The organism is Candidatus Lernaella stagnicola, from assembly GCA_030765525.1.
Lineage (GTDB): Bacteria > Lernaellota > Lernaellaia > Lernaellales > Lernaellaceae > Lernaella > Lernaella stagnicola.
Window position 1 is genome coordinate 72,743 of record JAVCCK010000034.1, and the last position, 18,866, is coordinate 91,608.

Annotated in this window: 15 protein-coding genes; 14 read left to right on the forward strand and 1 reads right to left on the reverse strand. The window is 58.1% G+C overall.

The features are described 5' to 3' along the window. Window position 1: 1 nt before the first annotated feature. The 10 genes from P9L99_15130 to P9L99_15175 all read left to right on the forward strand — a co-directional run bounded on the left by P9L99_15130 (window position 2) and on the right by P9L99_15175 (window position 12,932). Window positions 2-4,984: a prepilin-type N-terminal cleavage/methylation domain-containing protein gene (locus tag P9L99_15130; GenBank protein MDP8224691.1), complete on the forward strand. Its 4,983-nt coding sequence runs from the start codon at window positions 2-4 to the stop codon at window positions 4,982-4,984. Window positions 4,985-5,414: 430 nt separating this feature from the next. Then, entirely contained in the window at window positions 5,415-6,467 is a 1,053-nt protein-coding gene (gene pilM / locus P9L99_15135; GenBank protein MDP8224692.1) for a type IV pilus assembly protein PilM, read from the forward strand. After that, complete coding sequence (locus tag P9L99_15140) at window positions 6,464-7,069, forward strand: PilN domain-containing protein (GenBank protein MDP8224693.1); 606 nt, start codon at window positions 6,464-6,466, stop codon at window positions 7,067-7,069. The genes pilM and P9L99_15140 overlap by 4 nt, the downstream gene beginning before the upstream one ends. A 65-nt stretch (window positions 7,070-7,134) precedes the next feature. Next, entirely contained in the window at window positions 7,135-7,680 is a 546-nt protein-coding gene (gene pilO, locus P9L99_15145; protein ID MDP8224694.1) for a type 4a pilus biogenesis protein PilO, read from the forward strand. Continuing rightward, complete coding sequence (locus tag P9L99_15150; protein MDP8224695.1) at window positions 7,673-8,293, forward strand: pilus assembly protein PilP; 621 nt, start codon at window positions 7,673-7,675, stop codon at window positions 8,291-8,293. Before pilO ends, P9L99_15150 begins: the two co-directional genes overlap by 8 nt. A 54-nt stretch (window positions 8,294-8,347) precedes the next feature. Continuing rightward, window positions 8,348-9,829 (forward strand): type IV pilus secretin PilQ, encoded by a 1,482-nt coding sequence (gene pilQ, locus P9L99_15155; protein MDP8224696.1) that lies wholly within the window; start codon window positions 8,348-8,350, stop codon window positions 9,827-9,829. A 59-nt stretch (window positions 9,830-9,888) separates the two neighbouring features. Further along, a complete protein-coding gene (locus P9L99_15160; GenBank protein ID MDP8224697.1) occupies window positions 9,889-10,665 on the forward strand; it encodes a hypothetical protein in 777 nt (258 codons plus the stop codon). 37 nt (window positions 10,666-10,702) lie between these two features. Next, a complete protein-coding gene (locus tag P9L99_15165; GenBank protein MDP8224698.1) occupies window positions 10,703-11,782 on the forward strand; it encodes a PQQ-binding-like beta-propeller repeat protein in 1,080 nt (359 codons plus the stop codon). After that, window positions 11,779-12,444 carry a hypothetical protein gene (locus P9L99_15170; GenBank protein MDP8224699.1) on the forward strand — a complete coding sequence of 222 codons (666 nt, stop codon included), beginning with the start codon at window positions 11,779-11,781 and terminating at the stop codon, window positions 12,442-12,444. Before P9L99_15165 ends, P9L99_15170 begins: the two co-directional genes overlap by 4 nt. After that, window positions 12,441-12,932 carry a hypothetical protein gene (locus P9L99_15175; protein ID MDP8224700.1) on the forward strand — a complete coding sequence of 164 codons (492 nt, stop codon included), beginning with the start codon at window positions 12,441-12,443 and terminating at the stop codon, window positions 12,930-12,932. Before P9L99_15170 ends, P9L99_15175 begins: the two co-directional genes overlap by 4 nt. Here P9L99_15175 and P9L99_15180 read toward each other — a convergent pair. Further along, window positions 12,904-14,370 (reverse strand): radical SAM protein, encoded by a 1,467-nt coding sequence (locus P9L99_15180; protein MDP8224701.1) that lies wholly within the window; start codon window positions 14,368-14,370, stop codon window positions 12,904-12,906. The two genes, P9L99_15175 and P9L99_15180, sit on opposite strands and share 29 nt — an antisense overlap. A gap of 66 nt (window positions 14,371-14,436) precedes the next feature. Between P9L99_15180 and P9L99_15185 the strand changes: the two genes are divergently transcribed. From P9L99_15185 to P9L99_15200, 4 genes are all read left to right on the forward strand, one after another. Beyond that, complete coding sequence (locus P9L99_15185) at window positions 14,437-15,825, forward strand: hypothetical protein (GenBank protein MDP8224702.1); 1,389 nt, start codon at window positions 14,437-14,439, stop codon at window positions 15,823-15,825. Between the two features lie 215 nt (window positions 15,826-16,040). Continuing rightward, window positions 16,041-17,234: a tetratricopeptide repeat protein gene (locus P9L99_15190; GenBank protein ID MDP8224703.1), complete on the forward strand. Its 1,194-nt coding sequence runs from the start codon at window positions 16,041-16,043 to the stop codon at window positions 17,232-17,234. Between the two features lie 4 nt (window positions 17,235-17,238). After that, window positions 17,239-17,685: a type II 3-dehydroquinate dehydratase gene (locus P9L99_15195; protein ID MDP8224704.1), complete on the forward strand. Its 447-nt coding sequence runs from the start codon at window positions 17,239-17,241 to the stop codon at window positions 17,683-17,685. After that, entirely contained in the window at window positions 17,675-18,751 is a 1,077-nt protein-coding gene (locus tag P9L99_15200; GenBank protein ID MDP8224705.1) for a Xaa-Pro peptidase family protein, read from the forward strand. Before P9L99_15195 ends, P9L99_15200 begins: the two co-directional genes overlap by 11 nt. Window positions 18,752-18,866: the final 115 nt, after the last annotated feature.

The window sequence follows — 18,866 nt, forward strand, 5'->3', positions numbered from 1 at the left end:
GATGCTGACGAAGGTTCGTGACAAAATTTCTGGATCGACGCGGGTACAAGACGGTTTTTCGATGATTGAAATGCTTGTCGCGGTCGTGCTGGCCGCGGTGCTTGTTTTGGTGATCTATTCCGTTTTTACTGCTTACCGGCGAACCGTGATCTATCAGGAAGACCTGGTGGAAATTCAGCAAGCCGGTCGGCACACGATCTCACGCCTACGTGACGACCTGATGTTGATTGGTCGTGGCGTTAAGGTGAACGAAGGTCAAGAAATGATCATCTACGCCGCGCCGTGGGAATTCGTCTTTAACGGCGACGTGGGCGATCTGGGCCAACTGGAACCCGGCGACCCGCCGGTTCAATACGGGCCGGGACTATCCTACCTGCCGTCGCAAGACTGGGATTCGGCCGCGGAAACCACTCGTTTTTATATGCGCGGTCCGCTCGATACGATTAACATGCCCGACGACCGCGATTACAGCTATTCCTTATATGATGGCGCTTTACGACGCAGCATTAACGGCAAGTTGGCGCACGACCAAATCGTCGGTTTCAGCGTCCGGCACGATAACGGTACGTTCGGTGGGTACGATACTGCTCCCTCCAGCACCCAGGCGGAGCGGCACGTGGCTCCGCTGTTCTCGTATTGGGGGGATTTCGACTTTGACCCCGGTACAACCGACACTCTTTGGGGCGATTTTAACGACGACGGCGTCTTAGGTGACTCCGAAATCGAAGCTCTATACAAAGGCGCTTTCCAATTTTCGTATGACGGACCGGCCGGCTCGGTGACGGTGCGGCCGGCGCGCGGCGCGATTTACCTGATCACCGACAGTTCGAACGACGAAGACAGGAACAATAACAACTTGTTGGATGCCAACGAAGATGTGAACGGTAACGGCCGCTTGGATCCCAACATTCTGCAGTCGGTCATTCACCGCGTCGAACTGAGCATCACAACGATCGCCCAGAATCCGGACCAGGAATACCAGCACCCGCGCGAGCCGAGTTATCAATTCCGGGAGAACTGGATTCACACGGCCGTGGATCCGCGCAACTTAAGGAAAGATGAAGAGCGTGATTGCGGCGGCCCGCCGGGACCACCGGGCAATGTGCTGGCGACGCTCGACGAGTGCGGCGGCGCAATCCACGTATTTTTTAGCCGTAGCGATGACGACGGTATCGGTGAAAACGACGTTCTCTGGTACGACGTGAGTCGCAAGGTCGCCGGTTCGGCGCCCGGTTCGCCCGTGGCGCAGTGGCGTCCGATGGCCGTCGTACCTGCGCTCGGTCGCGCCAATTACGCCGTCGACGACTTCGATCCGACCGTCGGACAGTCTCACTCGTACCGCGTACGCGCGGTCGACTGCGGCGACAGCCGGTCGCCTTATTCGTCCCCTTCGGCGGGCGTAACGCCGCTTGTCGGCGCTCCGGACGCGCCCAGTAACGTGCGGGCTTTCGATACGCCTTGTTACACCGACACGATGTTCGGCAGCATTACCGTGACGTGGGAAGCGGCCTTGAACGAAGCGGACATCACCGAGTATTGGGTCTTTCGCGGCGACGCGGAGGATTTGAGCGATTACGGCACCTATCCGGTAGCCAAACTCATAACCAGCCCGACTGATCCGAATGGTCCGAACACGAACTGCACATCCTCGACCGAGGTTTTCCAGGGCCACGTGGATTGCCGGAACTCCAACTATTACAAAGTCAGCACCACCTACGTCTGGCGCGACCAGATCAATAGTCCCGGACGTACTTCCGGGTCGGGTACACCGTTCCCGGGTAGTATGTGGGACATCGGCATACCTCGGAACCGTTACCACTATGTGGTTCGAGCCTACGACGGCAACCCGAATTCGTCGAACTATGAGTGCCTGTCCAATCCGGCGCACCTGATCAGCGATTGCGGCCGTCACGACGAAGTCCAAAGCTTCGACAACTCGCTTTCGGGCGGCGGCGGCGGCGGATCGCGAACCTTGTTCTCCCCACCGCACTACCTTGATGTCATCGACCAGTCGTCGATCGGCTGGAACGGCCAGATCGAAAACGCCAGGATGCGCGTCAAATGGTATGCGAGCCTCGATCAGTGGTGCACGGCCGGAGAAACGCCGGATTACTACCTCATTTACCGCAATCGCCTGTGGGGTCTCGACTTCCTCAATCTGATCGGCGATGAGTATGAGGTTAATTTCGACGACGGCGACGTGATTGTCTTCCCTGCGGTGCAGATCACCAATAGTACTCAGCAGGAATACGTGTGGTACGATGACAACAATCTGTACAAACAGAATCCCGCGCCGGATTCCCATACACCCTATCTCCTTAACTACGCTATGGCCGATCTGCGTCCCGCCACGGGTTCGTCCGTAGACAACAGCGGCCGTCTCTACGACGGACTCTTGAGCGGCGGCACAGACCCGCAATACGACTATGTCGTCGTGGCCGCCAACACCCCGGGAACTTGGGGCTTTGGCGCGACGTGTCCCTTCCTGGCCGGCTACCAATGCTTCAGCGAATGCTCCGGTGTCGTAGAAGACGGCACCAACTACGCCGAGCAACATTCCATGCGCGGCGACGAGGAAGCGACCAGTCCGGGCGAAGACGACACCATTCGTGTGAGTTGGAATTTCCATGATGCGCCGCCGGCCGATGCGCGGGTGGACCTGCACGCGCGGATTTTCCCGGGCGGCGATTGGTTCGAAGTCGAAAACGACGTCGCGCACGGTTCCTGGAATACGTCCACGACCTACGTGGGGAACCATGAATACGTGCTTCAAGATCACGGCGAGTTGTACGAATACAGCATCGTGATTACCTGCCCGGAAAACGATCCGCTTAATCCGAGCCCGGCCGATCAGTGCCAACGACGCGTATTGCTCGGCGCCAGCATTGGAGCGAACGTTCCGGGCGTGCCCGACTGGTGCGTCACGCCGGCCATGCCGCCCAGCCCGAATCCCTGTCCGGCCGATGCGGGCCGGTATTGCGACGGCACGGCGCGGGTTGTCTTTTACATGACCGACCGCTTGGTCAGCCCTCACGGGGACCGTAGCCAAACGGCCGACGATTACCTGTTCTTCCGCGTCGCCAGGTGGCGCAAGCTGCCCGCCGATGAGGCTTTCCCCGTGGACCCGGAAGCCGAATACTTGCTGCGCACCCCCAACATCGCAAATCCGGGTAATGTACTGGCGCCCAACGGAATGTTGTGCCCGAATCTGCAACCTTACTGCTACGATCACCCGTCGCAGTATTACCCCGGCGCGCCGCCTCCGTATCATCCGCGTTTCGATGTCTTCACCGGTTCGTTTACGTACAACCGGACGACGTCGCCCGCGACCAACCTACGGCGCTTCCGGTTCGAAGAGACGCTCGAACCCAACTATATCTACAAGTACACGCTGGAGACGCGCATCACGCATACAGGCAGTCCGCCGCGCGATTGCTGCCGTGCCGAAGCGCCCGGCTCCCAGGGGTGCGATACGACGTGCAACGGCTCTCCCGCCGATGCGATCTTCGTCGAATTCGCGACCGACCAGCCTTGCTATCCGTACGAGTATCACGGTGCGGGCGGCGGCAGTTACTGTTGCGCACCGGTGACCAGTTACGAGAAGGATCCCTTCACGGGAATGGCCAACATTATCGGGTATCGCGACGCGACGCCGAGCGTCACCGGTTGGCGGGAGCCTTGGGACAACCGCATGTGGCCGATGGACGCGAAGAGCATCTATATCGCGATCGACACGTTCCTCGGAACAATCGTTATCTTTGACTGGGAATTCATGGCGCTCGGACAAGCGCATTTCCGCTACCATAACAATACGATCCGAACGGACTTCAACGATTTCTTCGGCAATTGGTTGTGGCCTTTCGATACGGCGATCACGATCAACATTCCCCTCTTCGGAACGTTCACGATCCCCATCCTTTACTCCGGTACACTCAAAACCAGCATGTGCGGTTCGTGCATCGGTGTCGATCTTCCTCTCATTGGAACGGTCAACTTGCTGTGTGCCACGGACTTCTGGTCGACTTGCTTCAGAGATGTCGAAGACCTGTTCAGTTACGCGTATCTGTGGGACAATTTTGCGCAGGGTAACTGCAGCGCCACGGCCAACGGCGCCATTGAAGGGGATTTCCTGATGCAATGGCACTCACGCTCGGTGGTCGGAGATCGACAACTCGGTTTGGCGTTCCGTGGTTACTATGATCCGAACAACATCGTCAACACTCAAACGTGGCTGATGACGGCGGATTACTCGGCAGCCAACGGCGTGAATTACGAAATCGGATACCAGCGCTACGACTCGACCAACAACCAAGCCATGTGTGAGAAGGAAAAACGGACCTTCCACGGCGTTGCAGCTCCAGCCTACGATACCTATTGGTGGAGCAACCTGGCGCTCGTCTGCAACCGGGCACAGCCGAATCCCGCGGCGGGTTACGGTCAGATGTTCGTCTTCTGGTGGTCGGAACCCGACCCCGGCAAGACCTTGGATCTGCAACAGGTTATGTACTCGACGGTGCCGAAGTTGGCCTATCATACGATCGGTGCCACCTTCAACGGGGCGCCGTACTACAACCCGAATGGCTCGCACATCGCGCAGAACACGGGTTTGGTCGGTTTCTGGACCGATCCTTACGTTGATTGGACATCGGACAACTACTATTTAGACAACGTGCGGATCATTCCATACTGCGGCGAGTGCCCGCCGAATTCGTTGTCAGGTTACGTAGGGCCGGCCAATATCGGCAACGGACCGCAGGCGTGCCATGCGGAGTACGTACGGGCCAATGCGAAAGCCGGCGAAGTTCGCAAGGGCGTTGCGGCGAAGGGACCCAACGCGTTGAAATTGCCGCCCAAGACACGTCGCACGCATATTCCGCGGTGGAGCGGCCAGCAGCCGGAAAAGAAAGGCAAACGCGAGTTGATCTACCGCGAGCAGACGCCGCGCAATATCAAGGATATCGACACCAGCGGCGACGACGACTAGAAAGAAGCGAAGCAACAGCTAAGCTCCCGGCCGACATCACGGCCGGGGGCTTTTTCCTTTCTGCGGTCGCCCCGAAGGGGCATGTGTGGTTGGCGTGGAGTTCAATTGTTGCTACCTTTTGCGACTGGCTCTGCGTAGTGGTTGTGGCCTCCGAGGCGAGGGGTGCAGGCGGAGACGAGGGGTTGTCGGACCACTTTTTTTTTGCCCGGTGGTTTTTCATGCCGGATCGTGGTTCGCGGGGCAAAAAATATTTCTTCGAAATTGCTTAAAGTTTTTCCTTGCAAATCCTTTCAAAATCGAACAAAATGCCATCGATCATTCATAACATAGGGCCATTTAGGTGCTTGACATGTGGGTTGCGGATTCGGTATATGTTCCGTGACACCGCATTCGCCTAAAAACCAAAACCCTTAATCGCTGAGGCAGGAACATGCTGTTTTCGAGGAAAAAGGGCGTTTTGGGCTTGGACATAGGATCCGGCTCCATCAAGGTCCTTGAATTGGCGGAAACGAAGCTGGGCTACCAGCTCGTCAATTTCGGCATCGCTTACATGCCGCATGAGACGATCGTCGATTCAACCATCATGAACGCCCCTGCTGTCGTTAACGCCGTGCGCACGCTTATTGCCGAGAACAACGTGAAATCGCCGCGCGACGTGTCCACAAGTGTTAGCGGCCACTCGGTCATTATTCGCAAGATCACCTTACCACTGATGACCGAAGAGGAAATCGAAGGCAACATTCAGTGGGAGGCCGAGCAATACATCCCCTTTGATATCAACGAAGTCAACATTGACTACCAGCGCCTCGCGATGGAAGGCGACGATCAGGAAAGCCAAGATGTTCTGCTCGTGGCCGTCAAGAAGGAGATGGTCAACGACTATACGGCCGTGATCAGTGAGGCGGGTTTGAACCCGGTGATCATGGACGTGGACGCTTTTGCCGTCCAGAATATGTACGAAGTCAATTACGAGGTGGAGCGCGGCAAGGTCGTAACGCTGGTGAATATTGGCGCCAGCGTGATCAATATCAATATCGTGCACAACGGCAATTCGGTATTCACGCGCGATATGTCGATCGGCGGCAATCACTACACCGAGGAATTGCAGAAGCAACTTTCGGTTAGCTTCGAGGAGGCCGAGCAGATCAAACTCGGCAAACAGCAGGCCGACCAGGACATTCAACCCATCCTGGACGGCATTTCCAACAGTATCGCCCTTGAAATCCAGCGGTCGCTCGACTTCTTCACCGCGACCAGCAATTTCGCCCATATCAGTAAGGTGTATCTGGCGGGCGGAGCGGCCAAAACCGCCGGCTTGCAACAGATCATCGAGAATCAAGTCGGTATTCCGGTCGAAATGATCAATCCTTTCAATAACATCGAGGTTCCCACAAAGAGCTTCGATATGGATTACATCCAGGAGATTGCGCCGCTGTGTGGCGTGGTGGTCGGATTAGCCCTACGGAGGCTCGGCGATAAATGATTCGCATTAACCTACTGCCGGAAGTAAAGCGGAAAGCGCCGAAACGGAAAACCAAAGTTGCAAGGCAGATCCCTTACACGTGGATCGTTGTGGCGCTTATTGCTGTTGTTATGGCTGGCTTTGTGACGTGGCTCTACCACACGAAGCTTACCGAGAAGCTCGAAGAGCGACAAAAGCAAGCCGCTGCCATTCAAAAGGACATCGAGAAATACAAGATTCAGCAGAGCCTTGTGGAAACAGCCCGGAAGCAGCGTAATGCTTTGGCGCAAAAGCTGGAAATCATCGCGTCCTTGAAACGTCAGCAAACGGGACCCGTGCGCCTACTGGACGAAATGGCATCGGCTATTCCGGCCAAGCTGTGGCTCCAAGAAATGAGCAGCTCGGGTAGTTCGTTGACGATTACCGGCTACGCGATCGACCACATCCAAATTGCGGCATTTATGGAGAATTTGAAAAAGTCCAAAGTTTTCCATAATGTGGAATTGATAAGCGCCATAGCGGATCGCGCCGGATCGCGGCGTGGCGCGCCCGGCCTCTCGCCGGTGCCGGTCAAGAATTTTGAACTCACATGTAACGTGGCGTCGGTCGTAAGGGCGAAATAGGTTCGGAGGCAACAGGCCGGTGAGGCTGCAGGCCACACCGGAGTACAGGAATAAGAGGTTGCTCGATGGCGAAGATCGCGAAAGTATTGGTCATAGTCGCGTTGGTCTTCTTGGTCTTCGGCGTGTACTACTTCCTAGGGTACCGCCCGACCTTGGAGAAGATCGACCGGGCCAATAAGTATCTGGCGGACTTGACGACCCAGCTCAACGAAGTAAAGGCCGTTGCTAAAGTGTTGCAGCCAATCCAGCGGGAAATTGAAACACTCGATCAGCAATTGCAGCAATCGTTGGCACAGTTGCCCGAAGAGAAGCGGCTTGAATCCTTGCTTCGCAGCCTGGAGGATCTGGCCTCAACATCGGGTCTTGAAATTGCGAAGGTGCAACCCAGCGCCGAAATTGCTCGCGATTTCTATGCTGCGATACCCATCGAACTGCAGATTAAGGGCGGCTATCATAATATCGCCATCTTTTTCGACAAGATCAGCAAACTGAAGCGCGTCGTGAACATCAGTAACTTGAAAGTAGGTCAGCCCACGGAAGTTGGCGGCGAAGTGCAGGTTACGGCCGATTGCATCGCCACGACCTTCCGTTTCCGGAAAACGGGTGGCTGATTTGGAACCTGACGCGGTGGAGAGTTACACCATGCGTTTTACTTGGTTGAAAGCGTTAGCTTTGATCGTCGTCTTGTTCTTCGTCTTCACGGCTTGTGGTGGCGGAGGCGGTGATGCCGCCGATGATGCCCGCCTGAAGGCCGAAGCCAAGCTGGCGGAATTGAAGAAGAAGAAAGAGGAAACCAAGAAACCGAAGAATCAGCCGCAGACGACTGAAATCAAGATGCCCAGCGCCCAAGAAGTGTTGGACGAGGTTGGGGTTACGTATACTTATGATCCGATCAACAAACCGGATCCGTTCCGCTCGTACAACCCGACTGAGGAATTGAGTCTGACCGGCGACAGCGACAATCCGTTGCTCAAGTTCGAAGTTCGGTACTTCAAGCTTGTCGGTATCGTGAAAGACACGGAAAACCCGTTGGCGATTTTTGAAGATCCCAGCGGCAAGGCTTATACGGTACGGGTCGGAGACGCTATTGGGAAAAACGGTGGCGTTATCCGCTCTGTTTTAGAGGATGCGGTCGTTATAACCGAAACCCGCATCAGTTGGCGGACGGAAGGTACGGAGACCGTTGAAGTAACGATCCGGCTTCGCCCGGAAAACGAGGCATAGAAGCAAACTTGCGCGTTGGGTTCGTGGAATCGAATCTTTGTGAGGAGGCAACATATGGCCACGACACGAAGCGAATGCAAGAGGCTCGGAGCCAAGCTCGTTAGCTTGATTCTCGCTGGTCTTATTGTGTTGCTCGTTGCCGTACCCGCTTTGGCTCAGGATACGGGTGGTTTCATCAGTCCGGAAAGCACCATGTATACCGAAGAGCAGTATTTCGGCAAGAAAATTTCCATGGACTTCCAGGATGCCGACATTAAGTCGATCCTGCGAATCATCAGCGACGTGAGCGGGCTTAATATCGTCGCGGGTGACGATGTCCAAGGCAAAATCACGATTAAGTTGAACAACGTGCCGTGGGACCAGGCGCTGGATATCATCCTGCGTACCAAGAAGCTGGCAATCGAGCGGGAGGGCAACATCATTCGTGTGGCGCCGACGCAAACGCTGACCACTGAGCGTCAGCAGGAGTTGGCCCGCCAGCAGATCAGCATTCAGCTTGAACCGCTGGCCATGGCGCTGATTCCGGTCAGTTATGCCGACGCGAACGATCTGGTGCCGCAGATTCGCTCGATTCTGTCCAATCGCGGCGTGGCCAATGTCGACGAGCGCACGAATATTATCGTGATCCAAGACATTGAAAGGTCTATCAAGAAGGCCAAACGCCTGATTGCCAGCCTCGACAGCCAGACGCCGCAGGTACTCATCCAAACCCGTATTGTGGAAGCGACTACGGACTTCACGCGGGAAATGGGTATCAAATGGGGCGGTATCTACTACGCCGACGCCGGGCACGGCAACCCCACCGGGCTTAGCTTCCCCAATAGCGTGCGGGTTACCGGTTCGGACGTTTCCGGCCAGCAATTCGGTGAAGCGGGCGCCACGCAGGGCGTAGGCACCAGCGGCTTTGGTAACACGATTTCAACGATTCCCAATGCGAATTATGCCGTCAATCTACCGGCGCCGATCGGCCTGGGCAGTGGTGGCGGCGTAGGCATCACCTTGGGTAGCATCAACGACACCTTCGCGCTCGATCTGCAACTTTCCGCTTTGGAAAGCCGCGGTGAAGGCCGTGTCATCTCGCGTCCGGAAGTGACCACGCTGGATAACAAACAAGCCAGCATCACGCAGGGCGTGAGCATTCCGTTCCAGATCCGGCAGCAGGGTGAAACCTCACTGTCGTTTATCGAAGCGAATTTGAATATGACCGTTACGCCGCATGTCACAGCGGACGAATCGATCATTATGAAAATCGAGATCGCGAAAAACGCGCCGAATACTTCGATCCCAACCTCTACCGGCGACCCCGCCATCGACAAGAAAGAGGTGGTTACTGAAGTGCTCGTACGCAACGGTGAAACGTCGGTGATCGGCGGGATCTTCTCCGAAGAAGAATCGCGGACCGAACTCGGCGTGCCCTGGCTGTCTCGTATCCCCGTTCTCGGTATGTTCTTCCGCGACCGGGAGCAAATCAAGAAGCGCAGCGAATTGTTGATTTTCATCACGCCGCGCATCGTGCGGGACCGCCCGGCGGTTTAACTGAGGATATCAAGCGCCGGTTTTGACCGGTCTCGGAACGCTTGAGAAGGAGGCTATTGATGAAACGGTTGCTGCTGGCCACAGTTGGCTTGCTGCTGGTATCCGTCATGATTTACACCTTCGGTTGTGGCGATACGGATCCCGCGACGGCACCGGCTGGCGCTTCGGTCTTTTTGGTTGGCTTCGACGAAGATCCGTCGTTGAGCTTCCAATGCGACGCCGACTGGGATATTCCCTCGCCGTGTTTCGACATTTTCCGGCAGTACTGCATTAGCGCCTGCGTCATCGATTTTGTCGGCGGCAATGACGAGATCTATTCCAACGGCCAACGGGACGAATTCGACGATTGCGTTTTCGACGCCCAAACTTGCGCCGACTCCGTATGCGACGATAAATTCGCGTGGATCACAACCTGCGAACTCGACGATACCCGCCGCAGTGAAGCGAAGAACTTCATTCGCTCGGCCGAAGGAAAATGCGGGTTCGTTTCCTATTTGATTTCCGCAGTAGTCCAAGGCCCGGCTAGCTTGGTGATCGCGGAAGGCTCCGAGGAAGTTACCGATCCGCTTAACGGCGTCGAAGTGCGTTGGACGGTGGCGGGTGGCGAACTGTATCTGCCGGCCGACATTCCGGGCGACGTACCGCCGTTGAGCAACCCCTTCTACGATGAGTCCAACGATCGCGGGATTTCCGAAACCAAATACCGCATCGCGGTACCCAACCAATGCGGCGCCGAGGTGAGTTACTCGATCACCGCAAGTATTGGTGTGGCGGCGGATACCTCGTTGATCACACTCACCGTGGCCGATTCCGAAAACACCGACGTGGAAACTTAATCCGCGCGGTAATGCCCGTCGCAGTCTGATGGGCTTCATGCCTCACGAACGACGAAGACGCCCGCTGGCCGGGCGTCTTCTTTTTGCCGTTTTCACGGCGCTCATCGCGTTGCTTTTCTGGCGCCTCTCGGTTACCGGCGAAGGGGTCGCATCCCATCAAGCGCGCGCCGGCGAAATCACGGATATCGCATATCTCGGCGAACAAAACGCGGTGGCACGCCTGCGGTTCGGCGAGGTTCTGATTAGCGGGCCCGGCGCCATCAAGAGCGTGGCCGTGGATCGTCCGCTGCAATTGGTTCCTGACGGGAAGGGCGGATTGTTCGTCGTGGGCTTGTTGGGACGCGAGGTCCACCAATTGGATCCCGATGGCACCGTACGAACCGTCGCGCAGTTTCCCTCGTCCGTTTTTGTAACCGGTGTTTTAGCGGACAGAGATACGATCTGGGTCGCCGGCTATTTCCGATCGCGTTACGAAAGCCGGCCGAAAAAGCACGTCTATCTACCCGAGCACAGCCAGTACCTTTGGTTCGCGTTGAGCTTCGAAGACGGCTTACCCGACGGGCGGGTAAACGTGCCGGAAAGTCCGCGGATACGCGGCGTGACGCGCTGGCACGAGGAATCCGGCGGTCGGTGGACGCTTCTGGCTGACGAAACCAGGTTGTATATCGTCAACGACCAGGCGGAAACGTTGACGGCGGTCGATAAACAGACGGGCGGGATCGTTTGGCAACAGGAGATCGACCCCCGGCCGACGGGCGCGCTGCGTTGGCGCGATCGCATACTCATTCCTAGCGCGCAGGCCGGGCGGGTTTGCGCTCATGCGGTGGACGACGGCCGAATTCTCTGGCAGGCGGAAATTGGCGCCGGTCTCACCGACATTGCGTACTTTGGCGAACGGGTTTTCGTGACCGATTGGCGTCGCAGTCGACTCGTCACGCTGGGACCGGAAAACGGCGCCACCGAAACGGACATACACATCTCGGGATCACCGCGCTACTTGGCCGTTCGAGACGGCGAGTTGGCGGTGTGGTTGAGCGCGGCGGGGCAGGTCGTCACATTGAATGCGGCAGGAAGCGAAACCGGCCGCGTTTCACTCTTTGGCGGTGATGCGAAATGAACGTGCTGATGATCGTTATTATGGTTTTGTTGGCCGTCACGGCGCTGGCGGGGGTTGCGGCCGCGTTGCGCCTCGGGGTGAACCGGCAACGCGTGGCCGACGGGCCGCTTTGGCGTAAGCTACGGGACAACGGAGGCTTCGGTCGACTTTCGGCTGTGCCTCTCATGGCCTGGATGTTCCTGTATTTCCTTATCCTCGTGTTGCTGCTGGTCGTGAGCGGTGTGGCGTTGCTTTACGTGTTCGCGCTGTTCCACGGCGAGTGGTTTCAGCTTCTCGACAGCCTGCCGAAGACCGCCGGTAATGTTGTCGTACATTTGATCTATCCGCTTCAGATGACGCTTTTCGCATTTCTCTGTTTCTACCTCGCGGTAGGTGGCGCTCAGTTAGTGCTCGGACCGGTGGAGAAACTGCGTCGGATGCGGCTTTGCGTGGACGAGTTCTCCGATTTCGCGCGTCGCCTGGCCGGTGTGCTGGCGCTGGTCATGGGGCTCGAAGTCGTAAAAATCCTTTCCTACAGTTTGTTGGCGGCGCCGGATCGGCTGGGTGAGTTTTTCGCCCGCGAGACGATGCCCAAGGCCGACCCACTGATCGCCGCGTTGTTGGTGGCAGCCGTGATCATCGGCGTGGCGGCGTGGTGGCGTCGCGGGCGGAGCGAGCCATGAAGGCGTGGAACGTGGCGGGCGGCATCGCGCTGAGTATCGGCGCCGTGCTTGCCGGTTTGGAGTCGTTGACCCAAGTCCTGGCGATGATCGCCAGCGCCGTGGATTACGGCGCGCACCACGAAGTTACGGTGCCGCTTTGCCGTTTTCTGGCTCTGGTGTTGGTGAGTCTCGGCATGGCGTTGGCGGCCGGAAGGGCGTTAGAGGGCGGTAGTTATGAGTACGTCGCAGCGCCGCTCAAACACTTCGGCGCGACGGCGCTTATCGCGTGGGCAGGTTCGTTTGTCTTCGCCAACGAAACCTTTTTCAGCCTTTACGATCCCAAGGGATTTCCCGTCCACTTGACCGAGCCGGTGTTGTTCCCCGAGGCGGGTTGGCACGGCATGACCTCGCACTTGCTGGCCGCGGTGTGCCTTGCATTCGCGTTCACGTTGCTTTGGATCACGTTGCGGGAGGAGAAAACTAGGCCTGACGGCGATACCAATCGATGACTTTGGTTTCGGGCATCCACGATAAAAACATGTGACGGCAGCGCCAGCGAATGACCGCGCTGTAACGACGGGCCAGCCACTGAATGAAGGGGCGGCCGGTGAAGTATTCAGCGACGGTTTGACGATCCATAAAATAGGTGGCGACGCTGAGACGCTCCAAGGCGCGGCTGTGACGGGCATCGATCCACGGCAAATCGAGATCGTGGAAACTCACGCGGGCCCACTCTTCCAATGATCGCGGTGGCTGATAACCGCGCGCCAACGCCTCGTCGAAAAGCGGCGTGCCGGGATAGGGCGCGTACAAATGAAGCGGCGTGACGCGCGCTTGTGGGTTCGTGTCGGTCAACTCGAGCATGAGCGACAGCGTGCGCCCGATCGCTTCCCAGGACTCTTCGGGAAAGCCGGCCATGAAGGTGAACTTCGTGGGGATCCGCGCTCGCTGCAGGCGGCGGTTCGCTTCGCGGATATCGGCCACGGTGATGTCTTTGTTGAGTCGCGCGAGGGTGGAATCGTCACCGCTCTCGGCCCCGACGGTCATCTCGCGGAAACCATTCTCGAAAAGGAAATCCAAGAACTCCTCTTGCCAATGGCGGGCGATGTAATCGGCCCGGCACTCGCCGCGAATCGTGACGCGCAACCCTTTGGCGCGTAGGCCGTCGGCAATACCTTCGACGCGCGCGCGGTCGACATAGAAATTGTCGTCCTTGATCAAAATACCCTGAATTCCGAATTGCTTGGTGATCGTCTCGATATGCTCTACGACGGCGTCGGCAGGTTGCGCGTGCCAGCGGCGGCCGCCGTAGGGCAGGTTGTAACAATAGGCGCACGCGTTGGGGCAGCCGCGGCTGGTCGTGATCGCCAAGTCCCGCAGGCCGAGGGTTTGGGTCGTGACGTAATCATCCACGTTGACCGCGTCGTAGTCGGGAATCAAAACCTCAGACAAATCGGTGATGCGCGGGGCGTCGGGCGTGCTTTTCACTTCCTCACCGTCGACCCACGTTAAACCCGGAACGTGCGTCCAATCGCCGCCGTCGACCAGCGCCGTGGCCAACGCCGCAACGGTCTGTTCGCCGTCACCGCGCACTACGAGGTCGACCAAAGGATGCCGGGCGCTTTGCTCGGGCACGAGCGACACGTGAATGCCGCCCCACACAATCGGCGTGTCCGGGGTTGTCCGGCGCACGATTTGCGCGGCCCGCAAGCCCCAGTCAATTTGCGCCCCGGTCATTGCGCTGATACCCACGAAAAGCGCTTCGGGAGCCGCTTCGCGCAGGTTGCGCTTCCATTGCGGATCGATGCGTTGGTCGATGATCACGGGGTCGAATCCGGCGCGGCGTAAGGGGCGCACGAGGTACAACACGGCCAGCGGCAACAGCGATGTGACGTTTTTGATGTCCCAACCGGTGCGGGTATAAACCAAGACGATGCGGCGCTTCATGGCGGCATGGTAGGTCGCGCGTCGTTCGCGTGCAAGACGGTGATAAACGCGTTACGATATCGACCGATGTCCGCCGATCCACCCATCGTAAAAAGACCGTCCCGCGCGCTCACCGTATTGGGCGCGGTGGTCGCCGCTTTGCTGGGCGCCCTGCTTTTTGTAGTCGGCGCGAACGAATACTTGTTTCCTTCCTGGGGACGGTATGTCGCGTTGGGGGCGGGCGTGGCGATTGGACTGACCCTCCGCCTGGTGCGCCGCGGGGCGGGGCACGAGTTCGCGTGGGCTCTACTGACTCTTTTCCTTTATAACGCTCATCTCTCGCTTGGCGGCTACACCTATCTCGGTTGGGTCGCGCCGGTGTTGTTTATCCTGTTGGCGGCGATTCCTTATCCGTTGTTTCGTCGCCGGACGTGTCTCTGGCGTATTCTCGCCGGCCTGAACGCGGCGTTCTTTGTCGGGCTTGTGCTCTTGATGGTTTATCGTGATTTCAGCTTTGTCGACGAACGAGCACAGTGTCGAGCCGAGGCGGACAAGGCCCCGTCGTTTGTGCGGGAATTGGGCGGACCGACGCACCCTTACGACTTCGCGGGGAATCCGAAAGACGCAGTGGCCGGTGTCGCGTACGGTTATGAAAACGAGTTTTACCTGATCGATCGCGACCAACCCACGTTGCGTCGCGGCGGAACCCTGGATGCGCGAATTCAGCGTCTCACGCCGCACCCGCAGCAACGCGAATTCTTTGTTCCCTTGTGGGCGCAATGGGGCACGGACGAGCGGATGTTCGTCATGGATATGGATGCCGGAACCAAGGTGCGGGAAATCGCCGTACCGGGTTGCCGGAATCTTTTCGACGTCGAGTTTTACGGGGGACGGCTGTACGCGTTGTGCGAGGTCAGTCATTCGCTGCACGAGTTCGACGAAGCGCCGCCGCATCAAGCACGCCGCTCGCTCGTGTTGCCGGGGATGGACAGCTACGACATGGCTATCGACGCTACCCGGGGCGTGGCATTTGTCAGCGACTGGTTTTCTCCCTGGTTGACGGTCGTGGATCTGGCGTCGATGACCGTCCGCGAAAAAAAGTGGATCGGCTTTTCCTCGTTCGAAGTAAAGCTTGGCCCCGACGACAACCTGTATGTGGCGCAGATGTTTCTCAGGCGGGTTCTGGTCTTGAACGCGAAAACGTTGGCACGCATCGACACAATTGACGCCGGGTATGGGCCGCGGGATTTAGAGTTCGATCTCGACCGCGGTTTGTTGCTCATCGGTAATTACTTCGACGGGACGATCGACTACGTGCGTTTGGCCGACCGGAAGCGCATCGGACGGGTGTTTGTCGGCCGGCCCCTGCGCGGCTTGTGGTACGACGCCGACTACGACCGGCTCTACGCCGCCTGCGGGTGTGGTGTCAAATTCGCGAAAACCGGTGACGTATTCGAGGGGCAGGTGCAGCGATAGGCAATCATGGGAAAACCTCCGCGCCGTCGAACACGCTGGGTTGATGTTTTCCCTCGTCGCCGACGCAAAAAAGAGACCAAAACGCCCGTTTGATGGGTGTTCGGTCGCCTCGCGGGCGCGAAATCGACTTGACGCGGCGCGTGCGTCGTGTTTCTCTTAACGTTCCTGAAAACAGGTGGTTTGCATTTGACGACATGTCTTGTTGGATGTCCGTGGTGAGCGAAAAATTGCAACAGAATATCAAAACCTGGCGCGCCGATTTGGAGCGCTTTCCGGACAAGCGATTGTACCATCGCCTTGCCGAAGCGCTCCTGTCGCTGGGTGAAGCCGAGGAAGCCCTGCAAGTGGCCGAGGCCGGGATGGCGCGCCACAAGCGATATTGGTCTTGTCAGGAGGCCATGGGCGCGGTGTTGGTCGCCCTGGGACGTTACGACGAGGCCGTGACGGCGCTGGAAGGTGTCGCCGAGCACGGGGGTATCGGCGAAGGGAAACGCAACCTGGCCAAAGCGTATTACAGCGCCGGTCGCGATCAGGATGGCGCCCGTGTCTGCAAGGAACTGCTCCGCGCCGATCCCTTCGACAAAACCGCCAAGCAGTTGCTCGTAAAAGGCAAAGCCGTGCCGGCTTCGCCGCGCTTTGAGACGCCGCCGGCCGTTGAGACGCCGGTCCAAGAGCAGCCGGTTGTCCCGATCGAACCCGAACCGATAGCCGAGCCCGAACCTATCGCGGCCGAAGCGCTGATCGAGCCCGAGCCGATTAGCGAACCTGAACCTATCGCGGCTGAAGCCCCGGCAGCACCGCCGACCGAATCGACAGCGTCGCCGGTCGAACAGCCCGCGGAGAGGTCTGCGGTCGTCGAAACTCCTTTCGAGGACCTGAGCACCAGCGAGACCGACAGAGTCGTGGACGATTTCTTCGACCCGTTGATGGAAGAGCCCGCTCCGGATCAAGAGGACGACGCGCCCGCGCAGCCTGAGGTCGACGAGCCGGAGCCGCCGCCGGAGGAAGATATTGCCGACGAGGACGGCGCGGAGGATTCGGTTGGCGTGCTCTCCGACCCCGTCGAGCCTGAGCCGGTGGGCCAGAGGGAAGGCTTCGCGGTCGCGGACGACGCGGATCCCGATGCCGACGATGTCGAACCGGCGCACGAGTACGACCCGACCGAAGGCATGGATGAAAACGTCGATATCGAAGACGTCGATGTTTTCGGAAGTCTGGACGAGAACAGCGCACCCGAGGCGAGTCCGGATGAAAACGAGGCGGCGGACGAGGGGGAGGAACTCGAAGACCACGACGACGAACACGAAGATGAAGACGACGCGTCTATCAACGAAGAGCAAGGCGATCATTCAACCAAGAAGAAAAAACGTCGGCGGCGATGGAAACCGTGGCGGAAGAACAAGGAGTAAGACCATGCCCCGCGTAAAAATCATTCACGGGCCCTTGCTGGACCGGCTTGGGGAGCGCGAAACGGATTACTACGGCACCGAACCGTTGGAGGAGATCAACGCCTCTTTGGTGGCCATGGGCGAAGCTGTGGGCGTCGAAGTGGATTGCTTTCAATCCGACATCGAGGGCGAAATCGTCACCGAGATCGCCAACTGCCGTGGCAAGTGCAATTTCCTCATCGTCAATCCGGCCGCGTACTCCCACACGAGCGTCGCGATATACGACGCAATCGTTTTTTGTCAGGTTCCGACGGTGGAAGTGCATCTATCAAACTTGGCCTCGCGCGAGCCGTTCCGGCGGCAAAGCACGATCTCCAGCGTCGTGGTGGGGCGCCTTGAAGGTCTCGGACCGGACGGTTATCGCCTCGCCATGCGATTTTGTTTAGAAAGGTTGACGGCAAATGGCATCTAGACTCGAGCGGTTACGGCAGGCTTTACGCGAGAAAAGCTTTGAAGCGGCGTATGTATCTTATCTACCGAACGTCCGGTATCTGGCCGGGTTTACGGGGACCGAAGGGTCGCTGTTGGTCACGGCCGACACCGCGCTCTTTTTCACGGACTCCCGCTACACCGATCAAGCCGGGAAGCAAGTGACGCCGCATGGGTTCAAGGTCGTCCAGTTTCAGAAAAAACTGGAAGAAATCGGCGTGAAAGTTCAGGAGTTGGGTATCGCGCAACTCGGCATCGAAGACAAAGCGATGACCGTGGCCATGCACCGTGATTTCGCCACGCACTTGGGCGAGGTCAAGGCGACGCCGCTCGGCGGGTTGGTCACCAATTTGCGCGTTATCAAGGACGAGGCGGAACAGGAAAAAATCCGCCGCGCCGTTCAGGTGCAGGAACAGGCGATGGAGAAGATTCTGCCGATGATCGTGCCCGGTGCGGTCGAGCGCGACATCGCCTTTGAACTCGAAACCGAGATGCGGCGGCTCGGCGCCACAAGCCCGTCGTTCGATACGATCGTCGGTTCTGGGCCGCGCGGGGCCATGCCGCACGGCGTGGCTTCGGACAAGGAAATTGCGGCCGGCGAGTTGGTCGTGCTCGATTGGGGTTGCGTGGTTGACGGTTATTGTTCCGATCAGACGCTGACGGTCGCTGTCGGCGAAGCGGCTGATCCGGAGGCCCACAAAGTCTACGACATCGTTTATAAAGCCCAGCGCCAGTGTATTGAATCGATCCGGCCGGGCATGGCCATGAAGGAAATCGATAAAGTTGCACGCGATGTGATCACCGAGGCCGGTTATGGGAAGCTCTTCGGGCATGGGACCGGTCACAGCCTGGGTTTGGAGATTCATGAGGATCCACGGGCCAGCATGCTCGGTGAGGGCAACGCGCAAATAGGGATGGTTTTCACCGTTGAACCCGGCATCTATTTGTCGGGACGCTTCGGCGTGCGCCTCGAGGATATCGTGGTCGTTACCCAGACAGGAGCCGAATGTTTGACCACGATGTCCAAGAAATGGCGATCCACCCTTTAAAAACACGAACTTACACCTTGATTGCCGTACACTAATCCAGTAGGTTTTGCTGTGCGGCAAATAAGGTCAATCACGGCAATTTCATGGGGAGGACCGGCCTAACGGCACGGCCTTT

Excerpts from the sequence above, each read along its gene's own strand:
- P9L99_15130 (MDP8224691.1), top strand. The coding sequence starts at position 2 with ATGCTGACGAAGGTTCGTGACAAAATTTCTGGATCGACGCGGGTACAA.
- pilM (MDP8224692.1), top strand. The coding sequence starts at position 5,415 with ATGCTGTTTTCGAGGAAAAAGGGCGTTTTGGGCTTGGACATAGGATCC.
- P9L99_15140 (MDP8224693.1), top strand. The coding sequence starts at position 6,464 with ATGATTCGCATTAACCTACTGCCGGAAGTAAAGCGGAAAGCGCCGAAA.
- pilO (MDP8224694.1), top strand. The coding sequence starts at position 7,135 with ATGGCGAAGATCGCGAAAGTATTGGTCATAGTCGCGTTGGTCTTCTTG.
- pilQ (MDP8224696.1), top strand. The coding sequence starts at position 8,348 with ATGGCCACGACACGAAGCGAATGCAAGAGGCTCGGAGCCAAGCTCGTT.
- P9L99_15160 (MDP8224697.1), top strand. The coding sequence starts at position 9,889 with ATGAAACGGTTGCTGCTGGCCACAGTTGGCTTGCTGCTGGTATCCGTC.
- P9L99_15165 (MDP8224698.1), top strand. The coding sequence starts at position 10,703 with ATGCCTCACGAACGACGAAGACGCCCGCTGGCCGGGCGTCTTCTTTTT.
- P9L99_15170 (MDP8224699.1), top strand. The coding sequence starts at position 11,779 with ATGAACGTGCTGATGATCGTTATTATGGTTTTGTTGGCCGTCACGGCG.
- P9L99_15175 (MDP8224700.1), top strand. The coding sequence starts at position 12,441 with ATGAAGGCGTGGAACGTGGCGGGCGGCATCGCGCTGAGTATCGGCGCC.
- P9L99_15180 (MDP8224701.1), bottom strand. The coding sequence starts at position 14,370 with ATGAAGCGCCGCATCGTCTTGGTTTATACCCGCACCGGTTGGGACATC.
- P9L99_15185 (MDP8224702.1), top strand. The coding sequence starts at position 14,437 with ATGTCCGCCGATCCACCCATCGTAAAAAGACCGTCCCGCGCGCTCACC.
- P9L99_15195 (MDP8224704.1), top strand. The coding sequence starts at position 17,239 with ATGCCCCGCGTAAAAATCATTCACGGGCCCTTGCTGGACCGGCTTGGG.
- P9L99_15200 (MDP8224705.1), top strand. The coding sequence starts at position 17,675 with ATGGCATCTAGACTCGAGCGGTTACGGCAGGCTTTACGCGAGAAAAGC.